Here is a 23,102-nt window from a genome sequence, read left to right as displayed (position 1 = left end):
GGTTTTGGGCTTTTAAGCTAATCCGGGGTACGTTTCACACAGAATCGTCTACCGGTTTTGGACTTTTAAGCTAATCCAGGGTACATTTTGACCGTAATCGTGCACTGGTTTTGGGCTTTTAGGCTAATCCAGGGTACGTTTCACCTAGAATCGTGTACCGGTTTTGGGCTTTTAAGCTAATCCAGGGTACGTTTCACACAGAATCGTCTACCGGTTTTGGGCTTTTAAGCTAATCCAGGGTACGTTTCACCCTGAATCGTGTACCGGTTTTGGGCTTTTAAGCTAATCCAGGGTACGTTTCACACAGAATCGTGCACTGGTTTTGGGCTTTCAAGTTAATCCAGGATACATTTAGCTTTACTTAAGCCAAAGTACGACTCGAAGTGGTCACTCAAGTGTTTTAAGGTATGTTCGTATGTTACCAACCACAGAAAAAATATCTAATTTGATCAAAGTTAATGCTCATAATACAGCAAATGCGCAATAAAAAAACCGCCCCATAACGGAGCGGTTTTATTCTGTATCTATTCTAAAGTTATACGAATAATATTACCGACTCCGCTTTCCTACGCTGGTACGAACCAGATCAGGTGCAAAGGGACAAAGGAAAAATCCTAATCTCAGCCAAAAGGCGCCCCTAGCGGATCTTTTATATGATGTTGTATATTTCTAATTAATCACTAATCTTTCGCATTGTCAAACAATTTTGGTTCACTTCTCTACCCATATCCACGATTAAACTTAAGTAAAATATTCAAGCTCAGCCTTAGGGAACAACTTATGGACTAACCCTCCAATATGATCTTTCATTTCTTCCTGTTCTTGATCTTGATAAACATATTTCAAAATACCATATCGGCCCCATTTAGCTTTACGTTTAGACTCATCAAGCTCTAATTTGGTCATGGGGTAATTTTTTTGGATCACTCTTTTAGCCGGTTTGGTAAAACGATGCTGGATCATTTCAAACGTTAAGTCTTTTTTTGCAAAAGCAGGTAATGCAGCCTCTAGTTTTTCTAACATTTCTCCGTATCCTTCTTGCCAACCTTCATGTAAATAGATTGGCGCAATGATAAATCCGAGTGGGTAACCAGCTTCTGCAACTTTTACTGCTGCTTCAATTCTTTCATCTAATCTTGACGTTCCTGGCTCAAAATATTTAATGACATAATCATCATTAATGCTAAAACGAAAACGTGTTTTTCCCCTGTGATCGGCATCAAGAAGATGATCAACATGAGCAAACTTTGTCACGAAACGTAGCAAACCACGATCTGATTTTCCAAAAAATTCTATCGCTTGCTTTAATGTGTGTGTTAAGTGGTCGACTCCGACAATATCTGATGTGCAGGATGCCTCAAACCTCGTGATGTCAGGCGAGCGTTCTTCCATGTATTTTTCTGCTGCATCAAAAATCTCATCCGTGTTGACATATGTACGGATATACGGTTTACTTCCCATCGTTGTTTGTAAATAACAATAGTGACAATGTCCCATACAACCAGTTGCAAATGGTATCGCATATTCAGCAGATGGTTTTGATGTGTCAAACTTTAATGTTTTACGTAACCCTACCACAAGCGTTGATTTTGCATTACGATATTTTTGGAAGTCATTATCACCCGGCAAATTACGAACTTGATTATGGGAGGTTGTTTCTCTAATTTCCAGGCCCATGTTTTCAAACTTATCTCGAAGTTGTTGTCCCAATGGATACTCCATCGCCTTTGGTTCAAAGTAAACGAGTTGTGGTACGAACGGTCTAACCATAGTACCCCTCACTATCTGGTGATCCAAATACCTGTTGAAACTGTTGCTCCGCTTCTTCTTCCGTTTGATAGACAGCCACTTCATCTGTTAATGGATAATACGTTTCATAAATAAATAACGCTAATTCTCCAGGTTGATCTGGATTGTTTACTACCGCTGCCTCTTGCACATTTGCTGCACCTTGAACATGAGGATTTCGTATAATCACGTATACAACATCCCCCGGTTGATAAAATTGTTCTAAATCCATGTCATTCACCTAATTCATGTAGTTTTTGCTTATTATGTCTTTAACGAATTGGATTTATACAGGAGATCACTCTAATTAAAAAGAGACTTTAATCAGTGTGTGTGAACATTGAATACATTATTTTTTTCGTCACAATAAACATGGATTCCAACGTATGTAAAGTGATTAATAACGGAATGAATCCGCTTCACAATGAAACGGTTCGTTCTTCCGCTATTTATCGAATATGAACCTAAATACAGGGGTAAGCGGTTCGTGGTTCCACTATTAGTCCCAAAAGTGGTTAAATTCGCTCGAAAAAACACAAATAGCGGAATAAGAAACCATTTTGCACCTTAAAATAGGAAAATTTAACAAAATAACGGAATAAGGATCCGCATCCCCTGTGTTCATTGTTTCCCCGTTGCTCTGGAGGCTATGCAAATGTCAACAATGGACACTACACTACTCATTACCTGTATTCCACTTCGCTTCCATTACTGGTGGGCGATATTCCTTCAGTTTATGTAACAGTCCTTCTGGATCAGCAGATGATTGGATCATATCCAACTGATTTTGGTAGGAAAAGCCCTCATCTACACTATACTGAATTAGTTTTATTAATGGATCAAAATAATCATTTGTATTTAGCAAACCAATTGGCTTTTCGTGGATGCCGATTTGCGCCCAACATAACACTTCAAAAAGTTCCTCAAACGTACCTAGGCCTCCGGGTAAAGCAATAAAACTATCTGCAAGTTCACTCATTTTTGCTTTTCGCTCATGCATTCCTTCCACTTCAATCAATTGGGACAGACCTTGATGTACTTTTTCACCATTAAATAATCCTTTGGGCATTACGCCAATGACTTGGCCACCTTCATTTAAGACTGCATTGGCAACTCTGCCCATAAGTCCAGTTTTCGAACCACCGTAAATTAAACGAAAGTTATTCTTAGCAATCATTTCCCCTAACCTTGTAGCGTTCTCTTGGTATATCAATTGATTTCCGGCACTTGACCCAGCAAACACGCAAATTGATTGCATCACAACACCACCAGTCTCTTCTCTTTTATTTAACTTGTATACCTTTGCCCGCAAGATTTTCCATGCATTCTTGTAAATAATCATCATTATGTTCTGGATAAATCGGACTTTCACCTTCTTCATTCCCTTGACAACCTGCATATTGAAGGTCTATTGAAAATGGAGGACATGCTTTTCCGCGATAGGTTGGTTCCCACCATCGTTCATCCACTTTATATCCACGCCTTGTCATTTCTTCCATAACAAGTTTGTGATAGGCATATAAATAAATGGGAGCATAGTTAAAGACATAATTAACTGTTGTATGAGGTTTTCTCCAACCGTTCCCTCTTAATGCACAACATTCACGATGTTGACCAAGCAATTGTTGACGCGGTAATTTTGACAGTAATTGTTCATGCCATAAACGCATGGTAGTTAACACCCTGCTCTTTTATTGAATAAAGCCAAAAGAATCTAATGGCCATATTCTCATTTTTACATCACCTATAATTTCATCTTCTGAAATGAGTCCGAAATATCGACTATCCTTACTAATCCAACGATTATCACCTAATACAAAAAATGAACCTTTAGGTACAACAGAATGATCGGTTTTTTCTTCCAAAGTAAAATCATCTGTCAGTCTCTCTTCTGGACCTAACCTTTCTTTATATTTATCCAAATAAGGCTCTTGATATTCCTTCCCATTGATATATAAAGTGTCATCTTTCATTTCAATTGTATCTCCTGGAACACCAATTACTCTTTTGACATAATTTTCATCTGAGTCTGGTGCATGAAAGGCAATCTCATCAAATCGATCAATTCTACTAATCTTACTTATAATAATTCGATCTCCATCTTCTAAACTAGGCAACATGGATTCTCCATTAACAATGGAAGGTGTGATAAGAAACTGTCGTACAACAAATACAATGATAAACGCGATTGCTAGTGCTTTAATCCATGAATATACTTCCTTAGCCAATTCAGATTTCATTTTTACCCTCATTCCTTTTCTTTTCTCTCATATCTTATTAAGTATAGCGCTTTTCTTTACTCCGAAACAACCTATTCCATATTTTTTTAAACGCTTTAATTTGCCGTTACTTTTATCGTCCTCTATACTTTATAACAATGCAACATTTATCCTGGTGCAACCGTCCGTAATACTCCCACTTCAAAACATGATATAAACGGAAATGTTTAAGTGGGAGTAAACTTTCGCTTTCACCCCGATTGGTTCAAGGGCCTGCGGGTCTCCCTTGTGGTACTAACAATCAGTGGGGGAAGGGCAAAAACCCCCACTGATTGAAGTTTTACTTTATATTAAAGGAGATTAATATGTATGAAGCAACCTGTAATCCTATCAACAAATGCGTTTCAAAAGGGAATCCTTATCATTGGTATCATCCTTATTGCCTTTAATTTAAGGCCTGCTATTACTTCTGTCGGTCCATTAATGGGGATGATTCGAGATGATATCGGCTTATCCAATTGGAACACTGGATTGATCACCAGCTTACCGTTATTAGCATTTGCAGGCATGTCACCATTCGCACCAAAAATCAATAATCGTCTCGGTAATGAACGGACTTTACTAATAGGTTTAGTATTACTGCTATTTGGAATTAGTATTCGGTCGATAGCCTACATCCCAACATTATATATTGGAACAACTTTCGTCGGGCTAGGAATTGCGATTTGTAATGTATTACTACCAAGTGTGATCAAAGAAAAATTCCCTCAAAAAGTTGGTTTGATGACAAGCATTTATACAACAGGCATGGCCGTATTTGCTGCCACAGCATCAGGATTGAGTGTCCCTTTTGCCAGTAAGCTTCAACTTGGATGGCAAAACAGCCTTCTCGTTTGGGGAAGTCTCGTCATTATTGGTGTCATCATATGGATTGTGATCATTCAACAATCACCATCTACTTCACCACAACGTTTTGTTAAACGATCCGGTGGTACTTTGTTAAAGTCATCCATGGCTTGGTATGTCACATTATTTATGGGGTTACAATCCTTTGCCTTTTATGTCACAATTTCTTGGCTTCCTGAAATCATTCATCATTTAGGTTATTCCATTGCCACTGGTGGGTGGTTATTATCTTACATGCAGTTTATTAGTTTACCCGCTACTTTTTTAGCACCTATCCTTGCATCACGGTTTAACAATCAAAAAGGAATCGTTTTAGCAATAGGTTGCTCGGCTGCAGTTGGTTATTCAGGGTTACTATTCGGTGGTTCTCTTCCACTGCTAATTATTTGGACAACATTTATTGGTTTTGCATTAGGCGCAAGTATTAGTTTAGCTCTTGCATTTTTAGGTATGCGTTCCGAAAACGCCAAACAAGCGGCAGAACTTTCCGGAATGGCGCAGTCCTTTGGTTATTTACTTGCCTCATTCGGTCCAATATTAATTGGTTTCCTGTTTGACTTAACACATCAATGGACCATACCATTAATCACAATGTTAGTGGTCACTATACTTATTGTCATCTTCGGGATTGGTGCTGGACGCGATCAGTATGTTGTTGAGAAAAATAGAGATATAGTTCAACAAGCAGAAGTTAGTAAATAAATTTTTTTATAAATTATTTACAGAATTATAGAAACCTTTTAACATTTCATTCGTATAATTAGTTAGACACCAAATTGGAAGGATGTGTTTTTATTGGAGCTATAGATATTTATTGGTGGCTCTTGTGGGGGAGCTTAGGATTTGCAATCATTTCAATGTTTTTCGGAGACTTATTAGAAGGTTTATTCGATAGTCTCGGTGAGTTTCTTAACCCACTATTACTGTTTGGGACATTGTCAGTTGTAAGTGGTGCAGGCGTTTTACTAACTAAATACTCAAGTTTGCAGCCCATCTATGTTCTACTTATTAGCCTCTTGATTGGGGTGGGAGCATACTTTTTAATCTATTATTTTTTTATTATTCCAATGTCGAACGCTGAAGCATCCACGTCGATTTCTGTCCATGATTTAGAAGGGAAAATCGGGGAAGTAATTACAACGATACCTGCTCACGGATTGGGTGAAGTTTTCATTGAGTCAACAAATGGAAGTCGCAATGAAACAGCGAAAAGTTTCGATGAAAACGAATTAAAACAAGGTACTAGAATTGTTGTGGTGCAAGTTAAAGATCAGATACTCTATGTGTCTGCGTTAGATCAACTTTAAACAGGGGGTTAAATTATGGATTTTGTTATTGTGATTGGTGTGATTGTTGCGGTTTTAGTTGCATTCGGTATTCTTTTTGCAGCCAGGTATAAAACCGTTGGTGCAGATGATGCCATGATTGTGACAGGTAGCTTTCTTGGAAGTAAAAACGTACATAAGGTTGATGGTGGGAGTGGTATAAAGATTGTCCGTGGTGGCGGTGCATTTATTCTACCAATCTTCCAACAAGCCGAAAATATTAGTCTACGATCGCACAGCCTTGATATTTCTACTCCAAATGTCTACACGGAGAATGGTGTACCCGTTATGGCGGATGGAACAGCAATCATTAAGGTTCAGAGTACGACAGAAGGAATTGCGACAGCAGGTGAGCAATTTCTTGGAAAAGATGATTCAGAATTAAGAGGAGAAGCACAAGAAGTTCTCGAAGGTCACCTGCGCGCTATACTTGGTACGATGACAGTTGAAGAAATTTATAAAAACAGAGAACGTTTTGCCCAAGAGGTACAGACACAGGCTGCAGTTGATTTGAAAAAGATGGGACTACAAATTGTCTCCTTTACCATTAAAGATGTTCAAGATGAAAATGGTTACTTAGAGGCATTAGGAAAGCCACGTATATCAGAAGTAAAACGTGATGCCCAAATCGCAGAAGCTAATGCCATGCGTGATGCTCGTATTCAGAAAGCACAGGCAGAACGTGAAAGCCAAAGCGCGGAATTACTAAGTGAAACACAAATTGCAGAATCTACAAAAGAAAAAGAATTAAAAGTTGCCACATATAAACAAGAACAAGATACAGCGAAGGCTGAAGCAGACATGGCCTATAAATTACAAGGTGCCAAGTCAGAACAACAGGTCAAACAAGAAGAAATGCAAATACAACTTGTTGAAAAGAACAAACAAATTGAAATTGATGAAAAAGAAGTATTACGTAAACAGCGTCAATATGAAGCGGACATTTCTAAAAAGGCAGAAGCCGAGCGTTATGCTGCTGAGCAAAAAGCAGAGGCGGAAAAAGTTAGTCGCGTGAAACACGCGGAAGCGGAAGCAGAAGAAATTCGTCTTGACGGGGAAGCTGAGGCCGAAGCAATACGCTTAAAAGGGCTAGCTGAGGCCGAAGCAAAAGAAAAACTAGCAGATGCAATGGAGAAATATGGAGAAGCTGCAATCTTAGAGATGATTATTAATATGTTACCAGAATTCGCTGGAAAAATTGCTGAACCAATTAGCTCCGTTGATAAAGTAACAGTGGTTGATAACGGAAAAGGTGACAGTGATGGCGCAACACGAATGAGCAGTTATGTAACAAACTTAATGAGTCAATTACCTGAAACATTAAAAGATGTCTCTGGTGTTGATTTAAAAGGGATGTTAGACAATGTTGCAGCCAATAGTGAATCAAAAATTAATGAAAACCTTTCTGTTTCAAAGGATTCAAAAACAGATATTAACACGGCAGATACAGATTAAAACGGCATGTAAAATTGTGCGCACCATGGCCAGAAGGCTAGGTGCGCATTTTTCGTTTTCCCCCCGGCTTATGATAAAGCTCTGGGGAATTAACTAATTATTTTTTTCATTTTTATGCCTTTTAGGAGTTAGTTGCTTTTGTCAGAACAAACATAAACTCCGACGTAACTGTAAAATATTTATCTCAATTGTACATTTCCCGTTAGAATGCACGATAATTTTATTTTCGTCTATATCTGTGACGAATTCTCTTGCTAATGTACACGTTTCTTTAGTTTTCGTGTACATTTAGTGTGAGTTTCATGCCAGATGTGTACGTTTAACAACTAATATTCAAAGCATTTTTACCTTAACAAGAATACTACTAACCTAACTTTTTGCCCTGTCATGACAAGCGCATATCGCATCTTCCGCTATTTTATCAAACCCATTTGCTTCAAACACCTGCAAACCAGCAGCAGTCACTCCACCTGGTGTAGCCACTTGATCCGCTAACTGTTTAGGGGATTCACCTGTTTTTAATAATGCTGCCGATCCATCAATCATTTGCGCTACTAATTTTCTAGCCTGTTCTTCTGTTATTCCAGCTCCCAATGCCTGTTGCACTAGTGATTCAGCTAAATAATAAACAAATGCTGGTGCGCTCCCTGTAATCGGTGTTAATTGATGTACCTGTTGTTGTGTCAGTTGTTCAAAAGGTCCAATCCCGTGTAAGATTGTTTCCAACAATTTTTTATGATCATCATGTACATATTGACCACAAGTGTACAACGTCATCGATTTCCCTAATTCCGCTGCAGTGTTTGGCATCACCCAAGCTACCGGTGTATGGAGCGGAAGTTTTGCTTCAAGATATTCTGGATCAATACCTGCCGCAACCGTGATGATAAACTGTTCATTTATATGAGAGGATAACTCCGTTAATAAGGATTCATGGCCTTCTGGTGGCAATGCCAATACAACCACATCCACTCTTTCAATGATATCTTTCCATGTATCTACAGTGCTGATTCCGTATGTATGTTCTACTTCACGCAAACGTTGTTTATTGCCATTATTTGTTGCTGTAATCACAAATTGATCATTATCGGCAAGACCAGAAATGATTGCTTGTGCCATCCTACCTGCTCCAATAAAAAGTATCTGTTTTTTCTTGCTAGTCATGGTATCTCCTCCAATTAATTCTGCTTTCATATTATTTCCCGGGAATAAAAGTTTTCAACCATGTCTGAGCCATTAATAAATTTCCTAATGAATTCATATGCACACCATCTACCGTTAGTTTTGGGTGCTTTGGATTGCTCATAAAGTTACCAAAGACTCGGTGTGTGGGGACTAATAAAGCATCAAACTGGTCAGCTAAATCTCGTACAATTTGAACATAGTCTTTTAGTTTTTGATTACCTGGAGAATGTACATCTTCTTCAATGATGGTAGGTTCCATTAGAATGAGACTAGCACCTGTTTCTGATTTAACCTGTTGTAGTAAATCATAGTAAACTTTTTTAAATTGATCTGGATACACTTGTTCCATATCAGGGTTGTCTAATTGTCTCCAAACATCATTAATTCCAATCGAAACAGACACATAATCAGGATGTAGATTAATGACATCCCCTGTCCATCTATTGGCTAAATCTATAACACGATCGCCACCAACTCCCTTATTTATCACTTCAGAAAAATCGAGTGGATCATCAATGATAAGTTGGTCACGAATTAATCGAACATAACCATAACCGATTTGTTCAGGGTCTTCCTTTCGAACACAATCCGTAATACTATCGCCAATGAAAATAATTCTTTTTCTCCTATCCATTTTTCACCATCCTTTATTAATATCATACACCTTCAGTATGTTAAGTCACAAACGAATCCCCGCGCTAAAATTTAGCACGGGGATTCGTTTTATTCTGCCGTAACCTTTAATTCGACATCTATATTCCCTCTAGTTGCTTTTGAATATGGACAGAAATCATGGGCTTGTTTTGACAATTGCTCTGCCTCTTCCTGACTTACTCCTTTTATATTCACATTTAAGGTCACCCCAATTTTAAAGCCGTTATCCTCGGGATCTTTAAGAAAATGAACATCTGCAGTAATCGTTGAATCTATGTCTTTTTTCTGTTTAGAAGCCATTAAGTTAAGCGCTCCATCGTAGCATGCAGCATAACCAGCTGCGAATAATTGTTCTGGATTAGAACCTGTCTGATTAGAGTTCCCTGCTGGATTCACTAACTTAAGATCTATTAATCCGTCATCTGATTTAACATGACCATCTCGACCACCTTTTGCAGTTGCATGTGCTGTAAAAATAACTTCACTCATCTGATCACTCCTTTTCTAAATGAATCTAGTAATAGTATTCCTTGTTGTTTTCGTCATTAAACATGACCACCAGCGTAAATTTACATATGTTAGTGCTATACCACCGCTGCGGTAGAATGCATCGCTTGCCATGAGTAGAATCTCACTTGTCTCGGTTGATTCAGCAAAATTAAGTGCCCGAATCTACCGTGAGAGCCCTTGACTCTGTTCATAAAAAAAGAGCACCAAATCAATTAAGATCTGGCACTCTTTCATTTATTGTAATACTTTGGTTCGATTTAATATTGCTTCAGCATTTTCAACACGTTCTTGGGAAGGTGGTTCCACATTTGCTAATTTATATTCTAAGCCAAGGCTTTCCCACTTATATACACCGAGTTTATGATAAGGGAGTACTTCAATTCGTTCAACATTCGTTAACGTCTGAATAAAATCAGAAAGTCCATGCAGATATTCGTCATAATCACTAATCGTTGGTACCAATACATGACGGATCCAAACAGGTACTTGTTTTTCCGACAAATAGTTAGCTAGATCTATGATATGTTCATTGGACATTCCTGTTAATTCTTTATGTCTTACTGGATCAATATGTTTTAAATCAAGCAAAACTAGATCCGTATAAGTTAAAAGTTCTTCTAAGTTTTTCATAAAGCGAGGAGAGCGACTAAAACAACCACCCGAACTATCGATCGTAGTATGGACACCTATTTTCTTTAATTCTTTAAATAATTCGATTAAGAATTCTAGTTGTAATAACGGTTCGCCTCCGCTTACGGTTACGCCACCACCTGTTGATTGGAAAAAAGGAAGATAATCTTTTATATCATTCACAATCTCTTCTACAGACATTTCTTTGCCTTGGTTAATTTTCCACGTATCAGGGTTATGACAAAACTGACAACGTAGCAAACACCCCTGTGTGAAAATAACGTAACGTAAACCCGGACCATCTACAGTGCCACATGTTTCTACTGAATGAATTCGACCTTTCATGTTGCTCGCCCTCCTTGCTTTTATTTATCAGAGAGGGCAACCCCTCTCTGAACATCCTTACATCCCTTCGTGGAATGTACGGTTAATAACATCTATTTGCTGTTCTCTAGTTAATTTAACAAAGTTTACTGCATATCCTGATACACGGATCGTAAGTTGTGGATACTCTTCTGGTCGTTCCATTGCATCAAGTAATGTTTCACGGTCAAACACGTTAACATTTAAGTGGTGACCTTTCTTAATCACATACCCATCAAGCATACCCGCTAAGTTTGCTTCTCTTGTTGCTTGATCTTTTCCTAATGCTTTCGGAACAATCGAGAATGTATTAGAAATACCATCTTCTGAAAACTCATAAGGCATTTTAGCTACTGAACTTAGAGATGCTAGTGCCCCGTTTGTGTCACGTCCGTGTAATGGGTTTGCACCTGGTGCAAATGGTTCGCCAGCTTTACGTCCGTCTGGTGTGTTACCTGTTTTCTTACCATACACAACATTAGAAGTAATCGTAAGAATTGATTGTGTATGTTTTGAGTTACGGTACGTATGATGTTTTTGGATTTTTTGCATGAAACGTTTCACAAGATCTGCTGCAATTTGGTCAACGCGATCATCATTGTTTCCATATTTAGGGAAATCCCCTTCGATTTCATAATCAACGGCTAGACCATCTTCATCACGAATCGTTCTTACTTTTGCATATTTGATAGCACTCAATGAGTCAGCTACTACAGATAATCCTGCAATACCACAAGCCATTGTTCTTAATACTTCACGGTCATGAAGTGCCATTTCGATACGCTCATAGCTATATTTGTCATGCATATAGTGAATAATATTTAATGCATTTACATAAAGTCCAGATAACCAGTCCAGCATTTGGTCATATTTTTGTACAACTTCATCATAGTCTAAATACTCAGAAGTAATTGGCGCATAGTTTGGTGCAACTTGCATTTTAAGTTTCTCATCAACCCCACCATTAATCGCATAAAGCAATGCTTTTGCAAGGTTTGCACGTGCACCGAAGAATTGCATTTGTTTTCCTATTCTCATAGCAGATACACAACATGCAATACCATAATCATCGCCATAGGTGTCTCGCATTAAGTCATCATTTTCATACTGTACAGAACTTGTTTTAATCGACATTCTTGCACAGTATTTCTTATAGTTATCAGGTAATTGTGTGGACCAAAGAACCGTTAAGTTTGGTTCTGGAGCAGGCCCCAGGTTATCCAACGTGTGTAAGAAGCGGAATGAGCTTTTCGTTACTAATGGACGTCCATCTAATGCCATTCCCGCTAATGATTCCGTTACCCAAGTTGGGTCACCACTAAATAATTCATTATATTCAGGTGTTCTAGCAAACTTAACTAAACGAAGCTTCATAACAAAGTGATCCACTAATTCTTGTGCTTCTTTTTCAGTTAATACGCCGTTCTGTAAGTCTCTTTCAATATAAATATCTAAGAATGTTGATGTACGACCAAGACTCATCGCTGCACCATTTTGCTCTTTAATAGCAGCAAGGTATCCAAAGTATAACCATTGGAAAGCTTCTTGTGCAGTTGTTGCAGGTTTAGAAATATCAAAACCATAAGCCGCGCCTAATTGTTTTAGTTCCATTAAAGAACGAATTTGTTCTGAAGTTTCTTCACGATCACGAATTATTTCGTCTGTCATTGTTCCATTACCGATTAGATCAAGTTCTTCTTTCTTTTGAGCAATTAAGTGATCAACACCATATAATGCAACACGACGATAATCACCAATGATTCTTCCACGACCATAAGCATCAGGCAAACCAGTTACAATACCAGCTTTACGGGCCGCTCTAATTTCTGGAGTATAAGCATCGAATACACCTTGGTTATGTGTTTTACGATAGTCCGTGAATACTTTTTCCACTTCTTTGTCAATTTCGAAGCCATAAGATTCAGCTGCAGCTACCGCCATACGCATACCACCAAATGGTTGTAGCGAGCGTTTAAATGGTTTATCTGTTTGTACCCCAACCACTTTTTCTGTATTCTCATTTAAATAGCCAGGTCCATGTGATGTAATCGTTGATACAATTTTTGTATCAAGATCTAACACACCACCGTTTTCACGTTCTTTCTTTGTGAGATCCATCACTTGATCCCATAAAGCTAATGTCTCATCTGTTGCTTCTTCTAAAAACTCGTCATTTCCTTCATATAATGTATAGTTTTTGGATATAAAATCACGGACGTCAATTTCCTTTTGCCATCTACCTTCTTTAAAACCGTTCCAAGGATTTTTCTGTACAACTTCATCTGCTACTTTCATTCTTTGTACCTCCTTTATGATTTAGGAATACTTGTCATTCACCTCATTACCACGAGGTAAACATTTCCATACTAAAGCTTTAAACTAAATTAATAAACATTTTAATAGTAAAAGTTTTTAATGTTCACCACTGAACAAACTTTTATCTTAACTACATTATACATCGACCTCATGAAAAAGTCATGTGATATTTGTCACAATTTTAAACTGTTATAGTATTTGTTCTAAAAATGTTCATATTTTCAAATCCAAAAAATAGTAAACTGTTTTCCATAAAACATCGCGACAATATCCATTATTTAATAGTATTTATTTCATTTTACTGATACAACAAGTCCTCACTGTACCAATCTGTTATACTTTGTATTAAAACAAATTTGAAACAGCCAAACACCTCTGCTTATGTGTATATTTCGATAGTTAAGACTAAACCTATGAGAAATAAGGCAGAAAGTGAGTGACTAGTATGAAAGAACAAACACCCATTGAAGAACTAGAAACATTAACCATCGAGGACGAACAAGGAAACGAAACCACTTATCAAGTCGATGCAGTTATTGAAATGAATAACAAACAGTACATCTTATACTCTCATGATCAACATATGATTATTAACGAAATTGTAGAGGAAGATGGAGAGGAACGTTTAGAAGACATCACGGAGCAAGAAATGCAACAAATCTATGATGCCTACCAACAGGCAATCGAGGAAGAGGTAGGAAAAAATGAATGAGAATCATTCCGTGTCCGATGCCATTCGTGCTGTTCAATTGGCACAAGAAAAAACAAATAAACTAGATACTAATCCTTTGGAAACCCAAAACCAGCTTGAGGTTGCCGAAGAATTAATCATTAATGCACATTTAAACAATCAAGATAATATTGAAGATCGTCACCGGTTACAACAAGCATCCGAACTATTACTCCTTCTAAAAGAAACATATCAAGCGTACAAAACTAAATAGACATAGGCGCACGGTCCCATTTAGATCGTGCGTTATTATTCTGTATGGAACTAGTAAGAACCCCACTTCATTCTACAAGGAAAACTTTAGAACATAAGTGGGGTTTTATTGTCAGTAATTTTAAGGGCTGCAGATCCCTGAGGTTGAAGGCACCACTAAATGAAGTTTTCAATTTATTTTTAAAAAAATTTAATACTATTGTATTAAAAAAACTTGCTAATGAATAGACATGTACAAGCTGTTAATAAGGGAGAGAGCAATGATGTCTATATTTTTTAGCTATGTAGTACTAGGACTTTCTTTAGCTGCACCAATTGGTCCAATTAATGCTGCACAATTGGACAAGGGGATTAAGAACGGGTTTTCTCATGCTTGGTTAATTGGATTGGGATCTGTTACAGCAGATATTTTATTTATGTTAGCTGTTTATTTTGGTGTTGTACATTTCTTGGAGATACCGTTTATGAAAGCATTTCTTTGGTCGTTTGGTTGTTTTGTATTACTTTACACTGGAATAGAAAGTCTGCTTGGGGCAAACAACATAAACACCCAAAACAGCCGTAACAGTGATGACTCACATTCCAAGACGTTTTTTACAGGGTTTATTTTAGCCTTATCTAACCCACTATCCATTTTATTTTGGTTAGGTATTTACGGATCCGTCCTTGCAAAAACAACCACACAATATGACACACCACACCTTTTACTTTACAGTGGAGCTATTATTACAGGATTATTAGTATGGGATTTTTCTATGGCTGTCGTTTCCAGTGGTTTCAGAAAAATTTTAACCGACCGAATCCTTGTGCTTATTTCTATTTTATCTGGGCTTTCTTTAGTTGGCTTTGGTGTTTACTTTGGTTACCAAGCCATACAACTATTATTTGGATCTTAAGCTCTTTTCTAAAACCTAGAATAGTTAATGTTAATAGAGGGACTGGTTAAACACTTTAGGCGGTCCCTCATTCCGCTATTCTCCTTTTTAAAGCCCTTTTTAGCGGTTGAGCGGTTCCTCATTCCGCTATTCACTTATTTGATGGCCTTTTTCATTTACTTTCAGAGCATTAGCGGAATTTAAGACCGCTTCGTCCGCATTATTGCTACTTTTCGAGCCTTTAGCGGAACCACGAACCGGTTCCTCCTTGCACAACCCACCTTCTTCCGTTACATCCACCCCTACTGCTTCTTAAATAATGAACCAGGGGTTGTTTTTTTCGGCTGTTTTTTCCACTTGTTACGCATCATATAAGTAACAATCCCAATTAATAGAAGAAAAGCGACACTAACAAAAAATCCGGGGCGGCTATCGCCATTAAATAATGTCCCTGAAACGGCCACAACAATAAAGACAACCCCAATGGATTGCTTCATCTTCCCCCCTGCTCCCAGGGGCATTAATTTTCGATAGGAAAATAAAATAAACAACCAAGTATATAACAACATTAGACCCGCAGCAGTTGTAAAATATTCATAAATTTTATCAGGCAATAGCAATGAAACGACGATCGAAACAAGTAATCCTACTACTGTCAGCCCTAATGCTCGAAATGGAATATTTCTTTTACTAGTCTTGGAAAAGAACTTGGGGGCATCTCCATCGTTGGATAACGTAACCATGATCGTTGTAATCGCATAGAGAGACGCAACCATTGTGGAAAAGCCTGCAATGATTAATGCACCATTAAAAACATGCGGCACAAAGTTTAAATCATAACTAGCTAAAGCAACAATGAATGGACTCTCATCTGCAGTGAACTTATCCCATGATACTAAATAAACAGCTAAAACAATGGAAATGACATAGATAGTTGCCAAAGTCGAAAGCATGACACGACCAGACTTCGGCGCTTGTTTGGGATCTTTTAAATCATTAGCCATAATCCCCATAATTTCTATACCACCAAATGAGTAAAACGCAAAAATCATTGCAGTCCATAAACCCATGACACCATTTGGCAACAGTCCTTGTAAGCTTACTTCTACAGACGACTGAGGACGTTCTCCATCAAGCAAACCAAAGATGGCTGCGCCAGCGATGATAATAAACATCAAGATTGCAGCTACTTTCACTACTGCTGCTACATTTTCAAAACGTTCAAACCCATGAATTCCAGTTAAAATAACAATAATTCCAAGAACACCATAAATCGTCACAAATAACCAAATCGGTGTGTTAGGAAACCAAAACTTTGAGAAGATCCCAAGAGCAGTTAATTGACTCCCCATTATTAATAGTTCTGATGACCAATATACCCAACCATTACTAAATCCAGCCCAACGGCCAAACGCCTTTTTAGCATAAGAACGGAAGGAACCTTTTTCCGGGTGGTCAGCTGTAAGTTTGGCAAGGGAATCAAACACAATATAGGTAGTGATAGCAGCTATAACAAAAGCAAAAGCAGCTGAGGGACCAGCTTGTTTAATCGCAATACTAGAACCTAGAAAGTAGCCCGTACCAATAATGCTACCAATACCGACTAACGCTAGCTTCCACCATGTTAAATTTTTTGTTTCAGATTTCTTTTTTTGCCCCATATGCCTTTCCTCCCTTTATTGTCTAAGTTAGTCTTAGAAAAAAAGGGAGGAATTATTCGATTCACCATAACACATATTGTTCTAAAAGAAATCTAACTATCCGCTTGCACTTGAGCCGCCCGTTCATCTGCTGGTTTTTTCCCACTAATAAAGAAGGTTAATACTAATCCAACGGCTGTTAGAGCAGTCGCCACATAGAAGGCGACATTGACCCCATGAATTAATTCACTTGGCGTTGCGTCCTGTCCTGAATTCAAAGCCGCGCTCGTCATCACTGTGACAAGTATTGCTGTTCCAATCGATGCTGCAACTTGTCTTAACGTATTATTCATTGCCGTACCATGCGGAATTAACTTAAGTGGTAACTGGTTTAACCCTGCTGTAGTTACTGGCATCATGACCATCGACATGCCAAACATACGAATACCAAATACTATCGTTAAATAAGTTAAAGAAGTCGTTGCGGATAGATTTGTAAATAAAAAGGTGGTAACCGTCATAATCGATAGCCCGGTGATCGCTAACCAACGAGCCCCAACCTTGTCAAAAATACGCCCAGTTATTGGGGACATAACCCCCATCAATAACGCTCCAGGCATAATCATCAAACCTGATTCCAATGCAGTAAAACCTGCGTATTGTTGCATGTAGATTGGTAAAATCGTTTCTGAACCAATTAAGCCCACAAATACAAGCATCCCAATTATGGTCGTAATCGTAAATGTCTTATATTTTAGTACTCGGAATTCTAAAATTGGTTGTTCCAACTTAAACTGTCTCACGATAAAGAGTGTCAATGTGATCGCACCAATAATAAGCGCGATCAGAACCTGTGGAGCTGTCCAACCTACATTCACATTTCCTGCACTACTAAAGCCATAAAGCAATCCACCAAAGCCTAATGAGGATAATATAATCGATAAGATATCGACTTTCGGAAATGTCCGTTGTGTCACATTTTTCAAGATAAAGTAACAAAGAATAATATCAATTACGATAATTGGTAAAATAACAAGGAACATATAACGCCATGGATAATTTTCGACCACAAATCCAGAAATCGTTGGTCCAAGTGCTGGAGCGAAAGAAATAACAAGCCCCACTGTCCCCATCGCTGTTCCTCGTTTTTCTATCGGAAATATCGTTAAGAATATTGTCATCATCAAGGGCATCATAATACCTGCACCACTTGCCTGCACGATTCTACCAACCATTAGCACTTCAAACGTTGGTGCGATCGTACAGATTAATGTCCCAACTCCAAAAATTGACATTGCCGACATAACGAGCCTTCTAGTTGTAAAGGTTTCAATTAAAAATGCTGTTATTGGGATCATGACACCATTTACAAGCATAAAAATAGTAGTCAACCATTGCGCAGAATTCTCTGAAATCCCGAACTCATCCATAACATGTGGTGCAGCTGTTGCAAATAATGTCTGATTTAAAATAGACACAAATCCTCCCACAAGTAACGCAATGACTATAGGTAAGCGATTGATGTTTTCCATTCCTTCTGTTTGTTCCTTGCCCATCTATTTCATCCCCTTTTATCGATCTATCTTAAATCTAATAACTTTTCAAAAACTTGCACATCGTTTTTCAATCCTTGATACTTCTCTATGTAAGCAAGTAAAGCACGGATTAGAAAAGTTCTTGGTTGCTTTTCTTTTATTTCCTGTGCCAACAAGTCAACTGTAGCAAGAAGATCTTGACGTTCTTGTTCACTCATAGCAGTACGGCTAACAGTTTGCGTCATGTTTTGAATCAATTCCTGCAACTTCTCTTGCACAGTTTTCGGTTCCATACCTTTTTGCAAATCCTCAAACTCTCTCATCATAACTGAAGAAAGTAACGGCTTTTCAGGCAACCTTGCCTCCACGATGGTATTTACATAATCTACGATAAAATCCGCCACTTCATCTAAATCTAAGATCATATTTCCTTGTGTTAGGATAAATGTAAACTCCTTAATCATTGCTTGAAACACAATGGTTATATCCCAAATATGGTCCTTCACCTTTTCACCATATGCATGATAAATGGTTTCTTTATGCCAATTAAGCAGTTCACCCCTTATTTTCTTCAACAATGGGAAAAATAATTTATTTTTATCCATGGGTAATGATTTGGAAAGCACATTAAAAAAATCCTTATTCTCTATCATTCCCTCTAATTCTACAACTACCATTCCCCTAAAACGCTGTTCTTTTGATAAATCCGGATCAAGTTTAATAAAGCCTGCTTTTTGTACCATTTTGTCATGATTGTATCTAAAAACTTCCATTAATAAATCTTCTTTGGAGGAAAAATGTTTGTATAATAGCCCCTTTGATATTCCACAGTCATCCGCAATTTCTTGCATGGATGTTGCAAAATACCCTTTATTAGAAAACCACCTTATAGCTGATTCCATAATTTGCTCTTTCCGCTGATCCACTACTCCACCTCTTTTCTTAGAATCTGTTACTAGGTATGTATCGAATTTGGTAGAAACCCAGACGTAACCTTGCTGCCTGTAGATCGAGGCGGGAACCTCATTCCGTTATTTAGCAAAATTTATCCATTTTGGCTTCTAAGCGGTCCCTCATTACGCTAATCGCCACTTTTCTAGTTATTTTAGCTACTTTTAGGCCTAATAGCGGAATCACGAACCGCTTTCACCCGTATTTAGGCTCTATTTATTGAAATAGCGGAACCTCGATCCAGTTCATCCCCCTTGAATTGGTCCCTCATTACGTTATCCTTCACCCTACCTTGTTACGTCAGATTCTATATTCTTTGCGGCGCAGTTTAAAAAACCTCGTGACTTATAAGTCATTTTGTAACTAACGAGTATAACACTATCGCTGATTATACGTACAGACAAGCCCAGCCGTCAATTTTTATGCATGTTAACACTTGAAATTTATTCGAATATAGTAGTGTGTAGATATTTAACTTAGGAGGAAACTAGTTATGCGTAACCATGAACGTTCTTCTAATCAATCAAACCAATTCCCGCCTCAACACCAACCTAAACAACCTGGCATCGAATCTTTAATGACACCTCGGCCTATCATTGAAGACCCGAACTATAAGGGGGCCGGAAAGCTAAAAAATAAAGTAGCTATTATTACTGGCGGAGATAGTGGGATTGGCGCTGCTACTGCTATCGCTTTTGCCAAGGAAGGGGCAGACATCGTCATACCTTATTACTATCAATATGAGAACGAGGATGCATGGCGAACTAAGAAAAAAGTGGAAGAACAAGGTAGGCGATGTTTACTGTTAGTTGGTGATTTAACCATTGCGGAAAACTGCCAGGCAGTAGTCGATCAGACAATCCGTTACTTTGGAAAACTGGATATCTTGATTAATAATCACGGAGTACAATACCCTCAAGATAGTCTGTTAGATATTACCAATGACCAATTTGATCATACATTCAAAACAAATATATATGCATTTTTTTATTTATCGAAAGCTGCTCTTCCATTTCTCAAAAAGGGAAGTTCCATTATTAATACTGCATCAATTGTTGCCTATGAAGGAAATGAAAAGTTGATTGATTATACCGCTACGAAAGGGGCAATTGTTGGCTTTACTAGAGCATTATCTCAAAACCTTGCAGGTCAAGGCATCCGTGTGAATGCCGTTGCACCTGGTCCGATTTGGACACCATTAATCCCTTCTAGCTTTTCTGCCGAATATGTTGCAACTGAATTTGGCACCAATCCTCCAATGAATCGGGCGGGTCAACCATATGAGTTAGCACCTGCATATGTATACCTAGCTTCAAATGATTCATCCTACGTATCCGGGCAAGTCATTCATGTAAATGGAGGGACTATGGTTAGTTCTTAGCTATGGGGCCTGGTTATTTGCCAGTCCCTAAATAGCTCGTTAACATTTGGTTACACTATGTTAAGCATAGCTTTCTTATTTTGCATCCTATATATGTTACGATGTAGTATATTCCATCTAAGGAGGACAAATAAATGAACAATTTTACATACCATAATCCAACTAAATTAATTTTTGGTAAAGCACAAACAGAACAATTAACAGCAGAAGTACCTAAATACGGTAAGAAAGTATTAATGGTATATGGTGGCGGAAGTATCAAGCGCAATGGTTTGTATGATCTAGTAAAAGAAAAACTAGCTGAAATTGATGCTGAAGTATTTGAACTTCCTGGCGTAGAGCCCAATCCACGCGTGTCCACAGCACGAAAAGGGATTGATATATGTAAAAAAGAAGGGATTGACTTTCTTCTAGCAGTAGGTGGAGGATCAACGATTGACTGTACAAAAGCAATTGCTGTCGGTGCAAAAACAGATACAGATATTTGGGACATCGTAACAAAGAAAGCTGTTGCAGAAGATGCGCTTCCATTTGGTACTGTTCTTACACTAGCAGCAACTGGATCAGAGATGAACGCTGGATCTGTTATTACCAACTGGGAAACAAACGAAAAACATGGTTGGGGTAGTCCGTACGCCTATCCAAAGTTTTCAATCTTAGATCCTGTGAATACTTTCTCTGTACCACGTAACCAAACCGTATATGGAATTGTGGACATGATGTCACATGCACTTGAACACTATTTCCATCATGAAACAAACACATTATTACAGGATCGTATGGTAGAAGGTTTACTTCAAACAGTAATCGAGACGGCGCCGAAATTATTAGAAGATCTTGAAAGCTACGAGCACCGCGCTACCATCCTTTACAATGGAACAATGGCACTAAATGGAATGGTTAACATGGGATACCAAGGCGATTGGGCGACACACAACCTCGAACACGCCGTTTCAGCAGTTCACGACATTCCCCATGGTGGCGGATTAGCAATTCTGTTCCCGCACTGGATGAAACATACATTAGATGCAAATGTCGGTCGCTTTAAACAATTAGCAGAGCGTGTTTTCGAAGTGGAGGCAGAAGGGAAATCAGATCGAGAAGTTGCCTTAGAAGGAATAGAAAAACTGCGGGAATTCTGGAACAGTATTGGAGCACCATCACGCCTTGCAGACTATGAGATCACCGAAGATAGTGTGGAAGAAATGGCAGACAAAACGGTGATTGCTCGTCCAGAGTTTGGCAATTTCCAAAAACTCACGAAACAAGATTCCATCGCAATCTTCCGTGCAGCATTATAATATAACAAAGAACATGCAGTAAGGGTGGATACACCTACTGCATGTTCTTATTTAGTAAACTTATTGGCATACCCCGAAGCAACAAAGGCATCAGGTTTAACAATTGGCTCTAACCCAACAGATTCAATTCTGGTCATCATTTCCTGAGCCAAAAAACGTGTCAATGACCTCTTTTCCAAACCAACATCAATATGCCCTTCCATTGTAAAAGAACTGCCTCGATAAATATGTGGTAACACAATATCAATTAACTGTTTCTTCTTTTCCTCATCGAACAAATAAGCTACTTGTTCGGTTAAACTTGTTTCCATTGAAATTTTTTCATGCAAATTCATAAACTTACGATTGATTTTAACAGGTAGTAAACAACACCAAGCCCCTTTTCCTTCACGTTTAATCACAATACCTGTAATGAAAATCGTGTGCAGTTTATGCACATGGGAGTCTGTGCCTACAATTAACCGGTAATTTGCTTTTGGATCTTGTTTCATAAAATCGATAATATGTTCAAAGACTCGATCAAAGGACATATTTTTTTCGGAAAGGTTTCTAAACTTCATGTTTTCTATTAAAGGAAGGTCGTCCCCCTTCATGAATTCCCTTCTCCTTTCCAAATGTACGCATAATAAGAATATTCTCTGCATGACAGTGGTCATAGGAAACTTTTAGATATAGTAGTATATTCAAGTTTATGTATTCCTTGATTGTGTTTATGCCTAAAACAACATATAAAAAACTCCCTCAAACTGACAGAAGGAGTTTTTTTCCATATTCTATTTCAACTGGTTATCATGTTCTGCTTTGTTTGCATCGTCATTCGGCAATGGATCAACTGTTTGTTTATAGCCATACCCCTTATTAATTGTCATGATAGACAATGCTAAAACAATCAGTATCACGATCACACAGACTACAATCACCACAAACATCTTTAAAACTCCCATCCCTATTTGATACCTCTAGGATAACTTCATCCACCTTATTACACAAGGTTTTAGCAACTATCTTAACTATATTGTATATGTTCGACTGTTTAGAACATATTAAGCTTATATGTTTCCTTAAAACAACGTACTTCACGAAAACCTTTATCTAACTTATACTTATGCGATCAACGGAGTGAGA

General features: G+C 38.1%; 23 protein-coding genes and 1 riboswitch. Of the genes, 8 read left to right on the top strand and 15 right to left on the bottom strand.

Annotated elements, in window-relative coordinates; translation table 11 throughout:
* Positions 1-546 precede the first annotated feature (546 nt).
* A riboswitch (TPP riboswitch) is annotated at positions 547-649 on the bottom strand.
* Between the two features lie 92 nt (positions 650-741).
* The 5 genes from splB to lepB all read right to left on the bottom strand — a co-directional run bounded on the left by splB (position 742) and on the right by lepB (position 4,028).
* Positions 742-1,770, bottom strand: a complete 1,029-nt coding sequence (splB, locus tag FCI53_RS11200) for a spore photoproduct lyase (RefSeq protein ID WP_138418870.1) — start codon at positions 1,768-1,770, stop codon at positions 742-744.
* Positions 1,763-2,020, bottom strand: coding sequence for a transcriptional regulator SplA domain-containing protein (locus FCI53_RS11195; RefSeq protein ID WP_138418867.1), 258 nt, complete (start codon positions 2,018-2,020; stop codon positions 1,763-1,765). The genes splB and FCI53_RS11195 overlap by 8 nt, the downstream gene beginning before the upstream one ends.
* 444 nt (positions 2,021-2,464) lie before the next feature.
* Complete coding sequence (locus tag FCI53_RS11190; protein ID WP_138418865.1) at positions 2,465-3,046, bottom strand: LOG family protein; 582 nt, start codon at positions 3,044-3,046, stop codon at positions 2,465-2,467.
* Positions 3,047-3,071: 25 nt separating this feature from the next.
* Positions 3,072-3,458 carry a TIGR02328 family protein gene (locus FCI53_RS11185; RefSeq protein WP_138418862.1) on the bottom strand — a complete coding sequence of 129 codons (387 nt, stop codon included), beginning with the start codon at positions 3,456-3,458 and terminating at the stop codon, positions 3,072-3,074.
* A gap of 21 nt (positions 3,459-3,479) precedes the next feature.
* Complete coding sequence (gene lepB, locus FCI53_RS11180) at positions 3,480-4,028, bottom strand: signal peptidase I (protein WP_138418860.1); 549 nt, start codon at positions 4,026-4,028, stop codon at positions 3,480-3,482.
* A 348-nt stretch (positions 4,029-4,376) separates the two neighbouring features.
* Between lepB and FCI53_RS11175 the strand changes: the two genes are divergently transcribed.
* The 3 genes from FCI53_RS11175 (at position 4,377) to FCI53_RS11165 (ending at position 7,693) form a co-directional block, all read left to right on the top strand.
* A complete protein-coding gene (locus tag FCI53_RS11175) occupies positions 4,377-5,615 on the top strand; it encodes a CynX/NimT family MFS transporter (RefSeq protein ID WP_138418856.1) in 1,239 nt (412 codons plus the stop codon).
* A gap of 74 nt (positions 5,616-5,689) precedes the next feature.
* Complete coding sequence (locus tag FCI53_RS11170) at positions 5,690-6,220, top strand: NfeD family protein (protein WP_483964210.1); 531 nt, start codon at positions 5,690-5,692, stop codon at positions 6,218-6,220.
* Between the two features lie 15 nt (positions 6,221-6,235).
* Positions 6,236-7,693 carry a flotillin lipid rafts scaffold protein FloT gene (locus tag FCI53_RS11165; RefSeq protein ID WP_138418852.1) on the top strand — a complete coding sequence of 486 codons (1,458 nt, stop codon included), beginning with the start codon at positions 6,236-6,238 and terminating at the stop codon, positions 7,691-7,693.
* 369 nt (positions 7,694-8,062) lie between these two features.
* Here FCI53_RS11165 and proC read toward each other — a convergent pair whose 3' ends face one another.
* The 5 genes from proC to pflB form a co-directional block, all read right to left on the bottom strand.
* Positions 8,063-8,857, bottom strand: coding sequence for a pyrroline-5-carboxylate reductase (gene proC, locus FCI53_RS11160; RefSeq protein WP_138418850.1), 795 nt, complete (start codon positions 8,855-8,857; stop codon positions 8,063-8,065).
* A 31-nt stretch (positions 8,858-8,888) separates the two neighbouring features.
* Positions 8,889-9,512, bottom strand: a complete 624-nt coding sequence (locus FCI53_RS11155; protein WP_138418848.1) for an SGNH/GDSL hydrolase family protein — start codon at positions 9,510-9,512, stop codon at positions 8,889-8,891.
* An 89-nt stretch (positions 9,513-9,601) separates the two neighbouring features.
* Positions 9,602-10,021 (bottom strand): organic hydroperoxide resistance protein, encoded by a 420-nt coding sequence (locus FCI53_RS11150; RefSeq protein ID WP_138418846.1) that lies wholly within the window; start codon positions 10,019-10,021, stop codon positions 9,602-9,604.
* A gap of 255 nt (positions 10,022-10,276) precedes the next feature.
* The gene (gene pflA / locus FCI53_RS11145; protein WP_138418844.1) at positions 10,277-11,017 is read right to left on the bottom strand and encodes a pyruvate formate-lyase-activating protein; all 741 of its coding nucleotides are present in this window, start codon (positions 11,015-11,017) and stop codon (positions 10,277-10,279) included.
* A 57-nt stretch (positions 11,018-11,074) separates the two neighbouring features.
* Positions 11,075-13,330: a formate C-acetyltransferase gene (gene pflB / locus FCI53_RS11140; RefSeq protein WP_138418842.1), complete on the bottom strand. Its 2,256-nt coding sequence runs from the start codon at positions 13,328-13,330 to the stop codon at positions 11,075-11,077.
* A gap of 466 nt (positions 13,331-13,796) precedes the next feature.
* Here pflB and FCI53_RS11135 point away from each other — a divergent pair, with 466 nt between their 5' ends.
* The 3 genes from FCI53_RS11135 to FCI53_RS11125 all read left to right on the top strand — a co-directional run bounded on the left by FCI53_RS11135 (position 13,797) and on the right by FCI53_RS11125 (position 15,190).
* A complete protein-coding gene (locus FCI53_RS11135) occupies positions 13,797-14,063 on the top strand; it encodes a DUF1292 domain-containing protein (RefSeq protein WP_138418840.1) in 267 nt (88 codons plus the stop codon).
* A complete protein-coding gene (locus FCI53_RS11130) occupies positions 14,056-14,295 on the top strand; it encodes a hypothetical protein (RefSeq protein WP_138418838.1) in 240 nt (79 codons plus the stop codon). The genes FCI53_RS11135 and FCI53_RS11130 overlap by 8 nt, the downstream gene beginning before the upstream one ends.
* Before the next feature lie 262 nt (positions 14,296-14,557).
* Positions 14,558-15,190, top strand: a complete 633-nt coding sequence (locus FCI53_RS11125) for a LysE family transporter (RefSeq protein ID WP_138418836.1) — start codon at positions 14,558-14,560, stop codon at positions 15,188-15,190.
* 281 nt (positions 15,191-15,471) lie between these two features.
* Here FCI53_RS11125 and FCI53_RS11120 read toward each other — a convergent pair whose 3' ends face one another.
* The 3 genes from FCI53_RS11120 to FCI53_RS11110 all read right to left on the bottom strand — a co-directional run bounded on the left by FCI53_RS11120 (position 15,472) and on the right by FCI53_RS11110 (position 19,270).
* Complete coding sequence (locus tag FCI53_RS11120) at positions 15,472-16,830, bottom strand: amino acid permease (RefSeq protein WP_138418834.1); 1,359 nt, start codon at positions 16,828-16,830, stop codon at positions 15,472-15,474.
* Positions 16,831-16,922: 92 nt separating this feature from the next.
* Positions 16,923-18,365, bottom strand: a complete 1,443-nt coding sequence (locus FCI53_RS11115; RefSeq protein ID WP_138418832.1) for an MDR family MFS transporter — start codon at positions 18,363-18,365, stop codon at positions 16,923-16,925.
* 23 nt (positions 18,366-18,388) lie between these two features.
* Entirely contained in the window at positions 18,389-19,270 is an 882-nt protein-coding gene (locus FCI53_RS11110; RefSeq protein WP_138418830.1) for a TetR/AcrR family transcriptional regulator, read from the bottom strand.
* A 518-nt stretch (positions 19,271-19,788) separates the two neighbouring features.
* Here FCI53_RS11110 and FCI53_RS11105 point away from each other — a divergent pair.
* Together FCI53_RS11105 and FCI53_RS11100 are read left to right on the top strand one after the other, a co-directional pair.
* On the top strand, positions 19,789-20,676 hold the full coding sequence (locus tag FCI53_RS11105) for an SDR family oxidoreductase (RefSeq protein WP_138418828.1): 888 nt from the start codon (positions 19,789-19,791) through the stop codon (positions 20,674-20,676).
* Between the two features lie 134 nt (positions 20,677-20,810).
* The gene (locus FCI53_RS11100) at positions 20,811-21,977 is read left to right on the top strand and encodes an iron-containing alcohol dehydrogenase (RefSeq protein WP_138418826.1); all 1,167 of its coding nucleotides are present in this window, start codon (positions 20,811-20,813) and stop codon (positions 21,975-21,977) included.
* Positions 21,978-22,024: 47 nt separating this feature from the next.
* On the opposite strand, the gene FCI53_RS11095 is transcribed toward FCI53_RS11100, so the two are convergent.
* Together FCI53_RS11095 and ytzI are read right to left on the bottom strand one after the other, a co-directional pair.
* Complete coding sequence (locus tag FCI53_RS11095; protein WP_138418824.1) at positions 22,025-22,570, bottom strand: ribonuclease H-like YkuK family protein; 546 nt, start codon at positions 22,568-22,570, stop codon at positions 22,025-22,027.
* 180 nt (positions 22,571-22,750) lie between these two features.
* Positions 22,751-22,906: a YtzI protein gene (gene ytzI / locus FCI53_RS11090; RefSeq protein ID WP_138418822.1), complete on the bottom strand. Its 156-nt coding sequence runs from the start codon at positions 22,904-22,906 to the stop codon at positions 22,751-22,753.
* Between the last annotated feature and the right edge of the window lie 196 nt (positions 22,907-23,102).

The sequence above is a fragment of the Aquibacillus sediminis genome, from assembly GCF_005870085.1.
Taxonomy (GTDB): Bacteria; Bacillota; Bacilli; order Bacillales; family Amphibacillaceae; genus Aquibacillus_E; species Aquibacillus_E sediminis.
The sequence above is the reverse complement of the archived record's forward strand: the minus strand, read 5'-3'. Positions and strand labels throughout refer to the sequence as shown.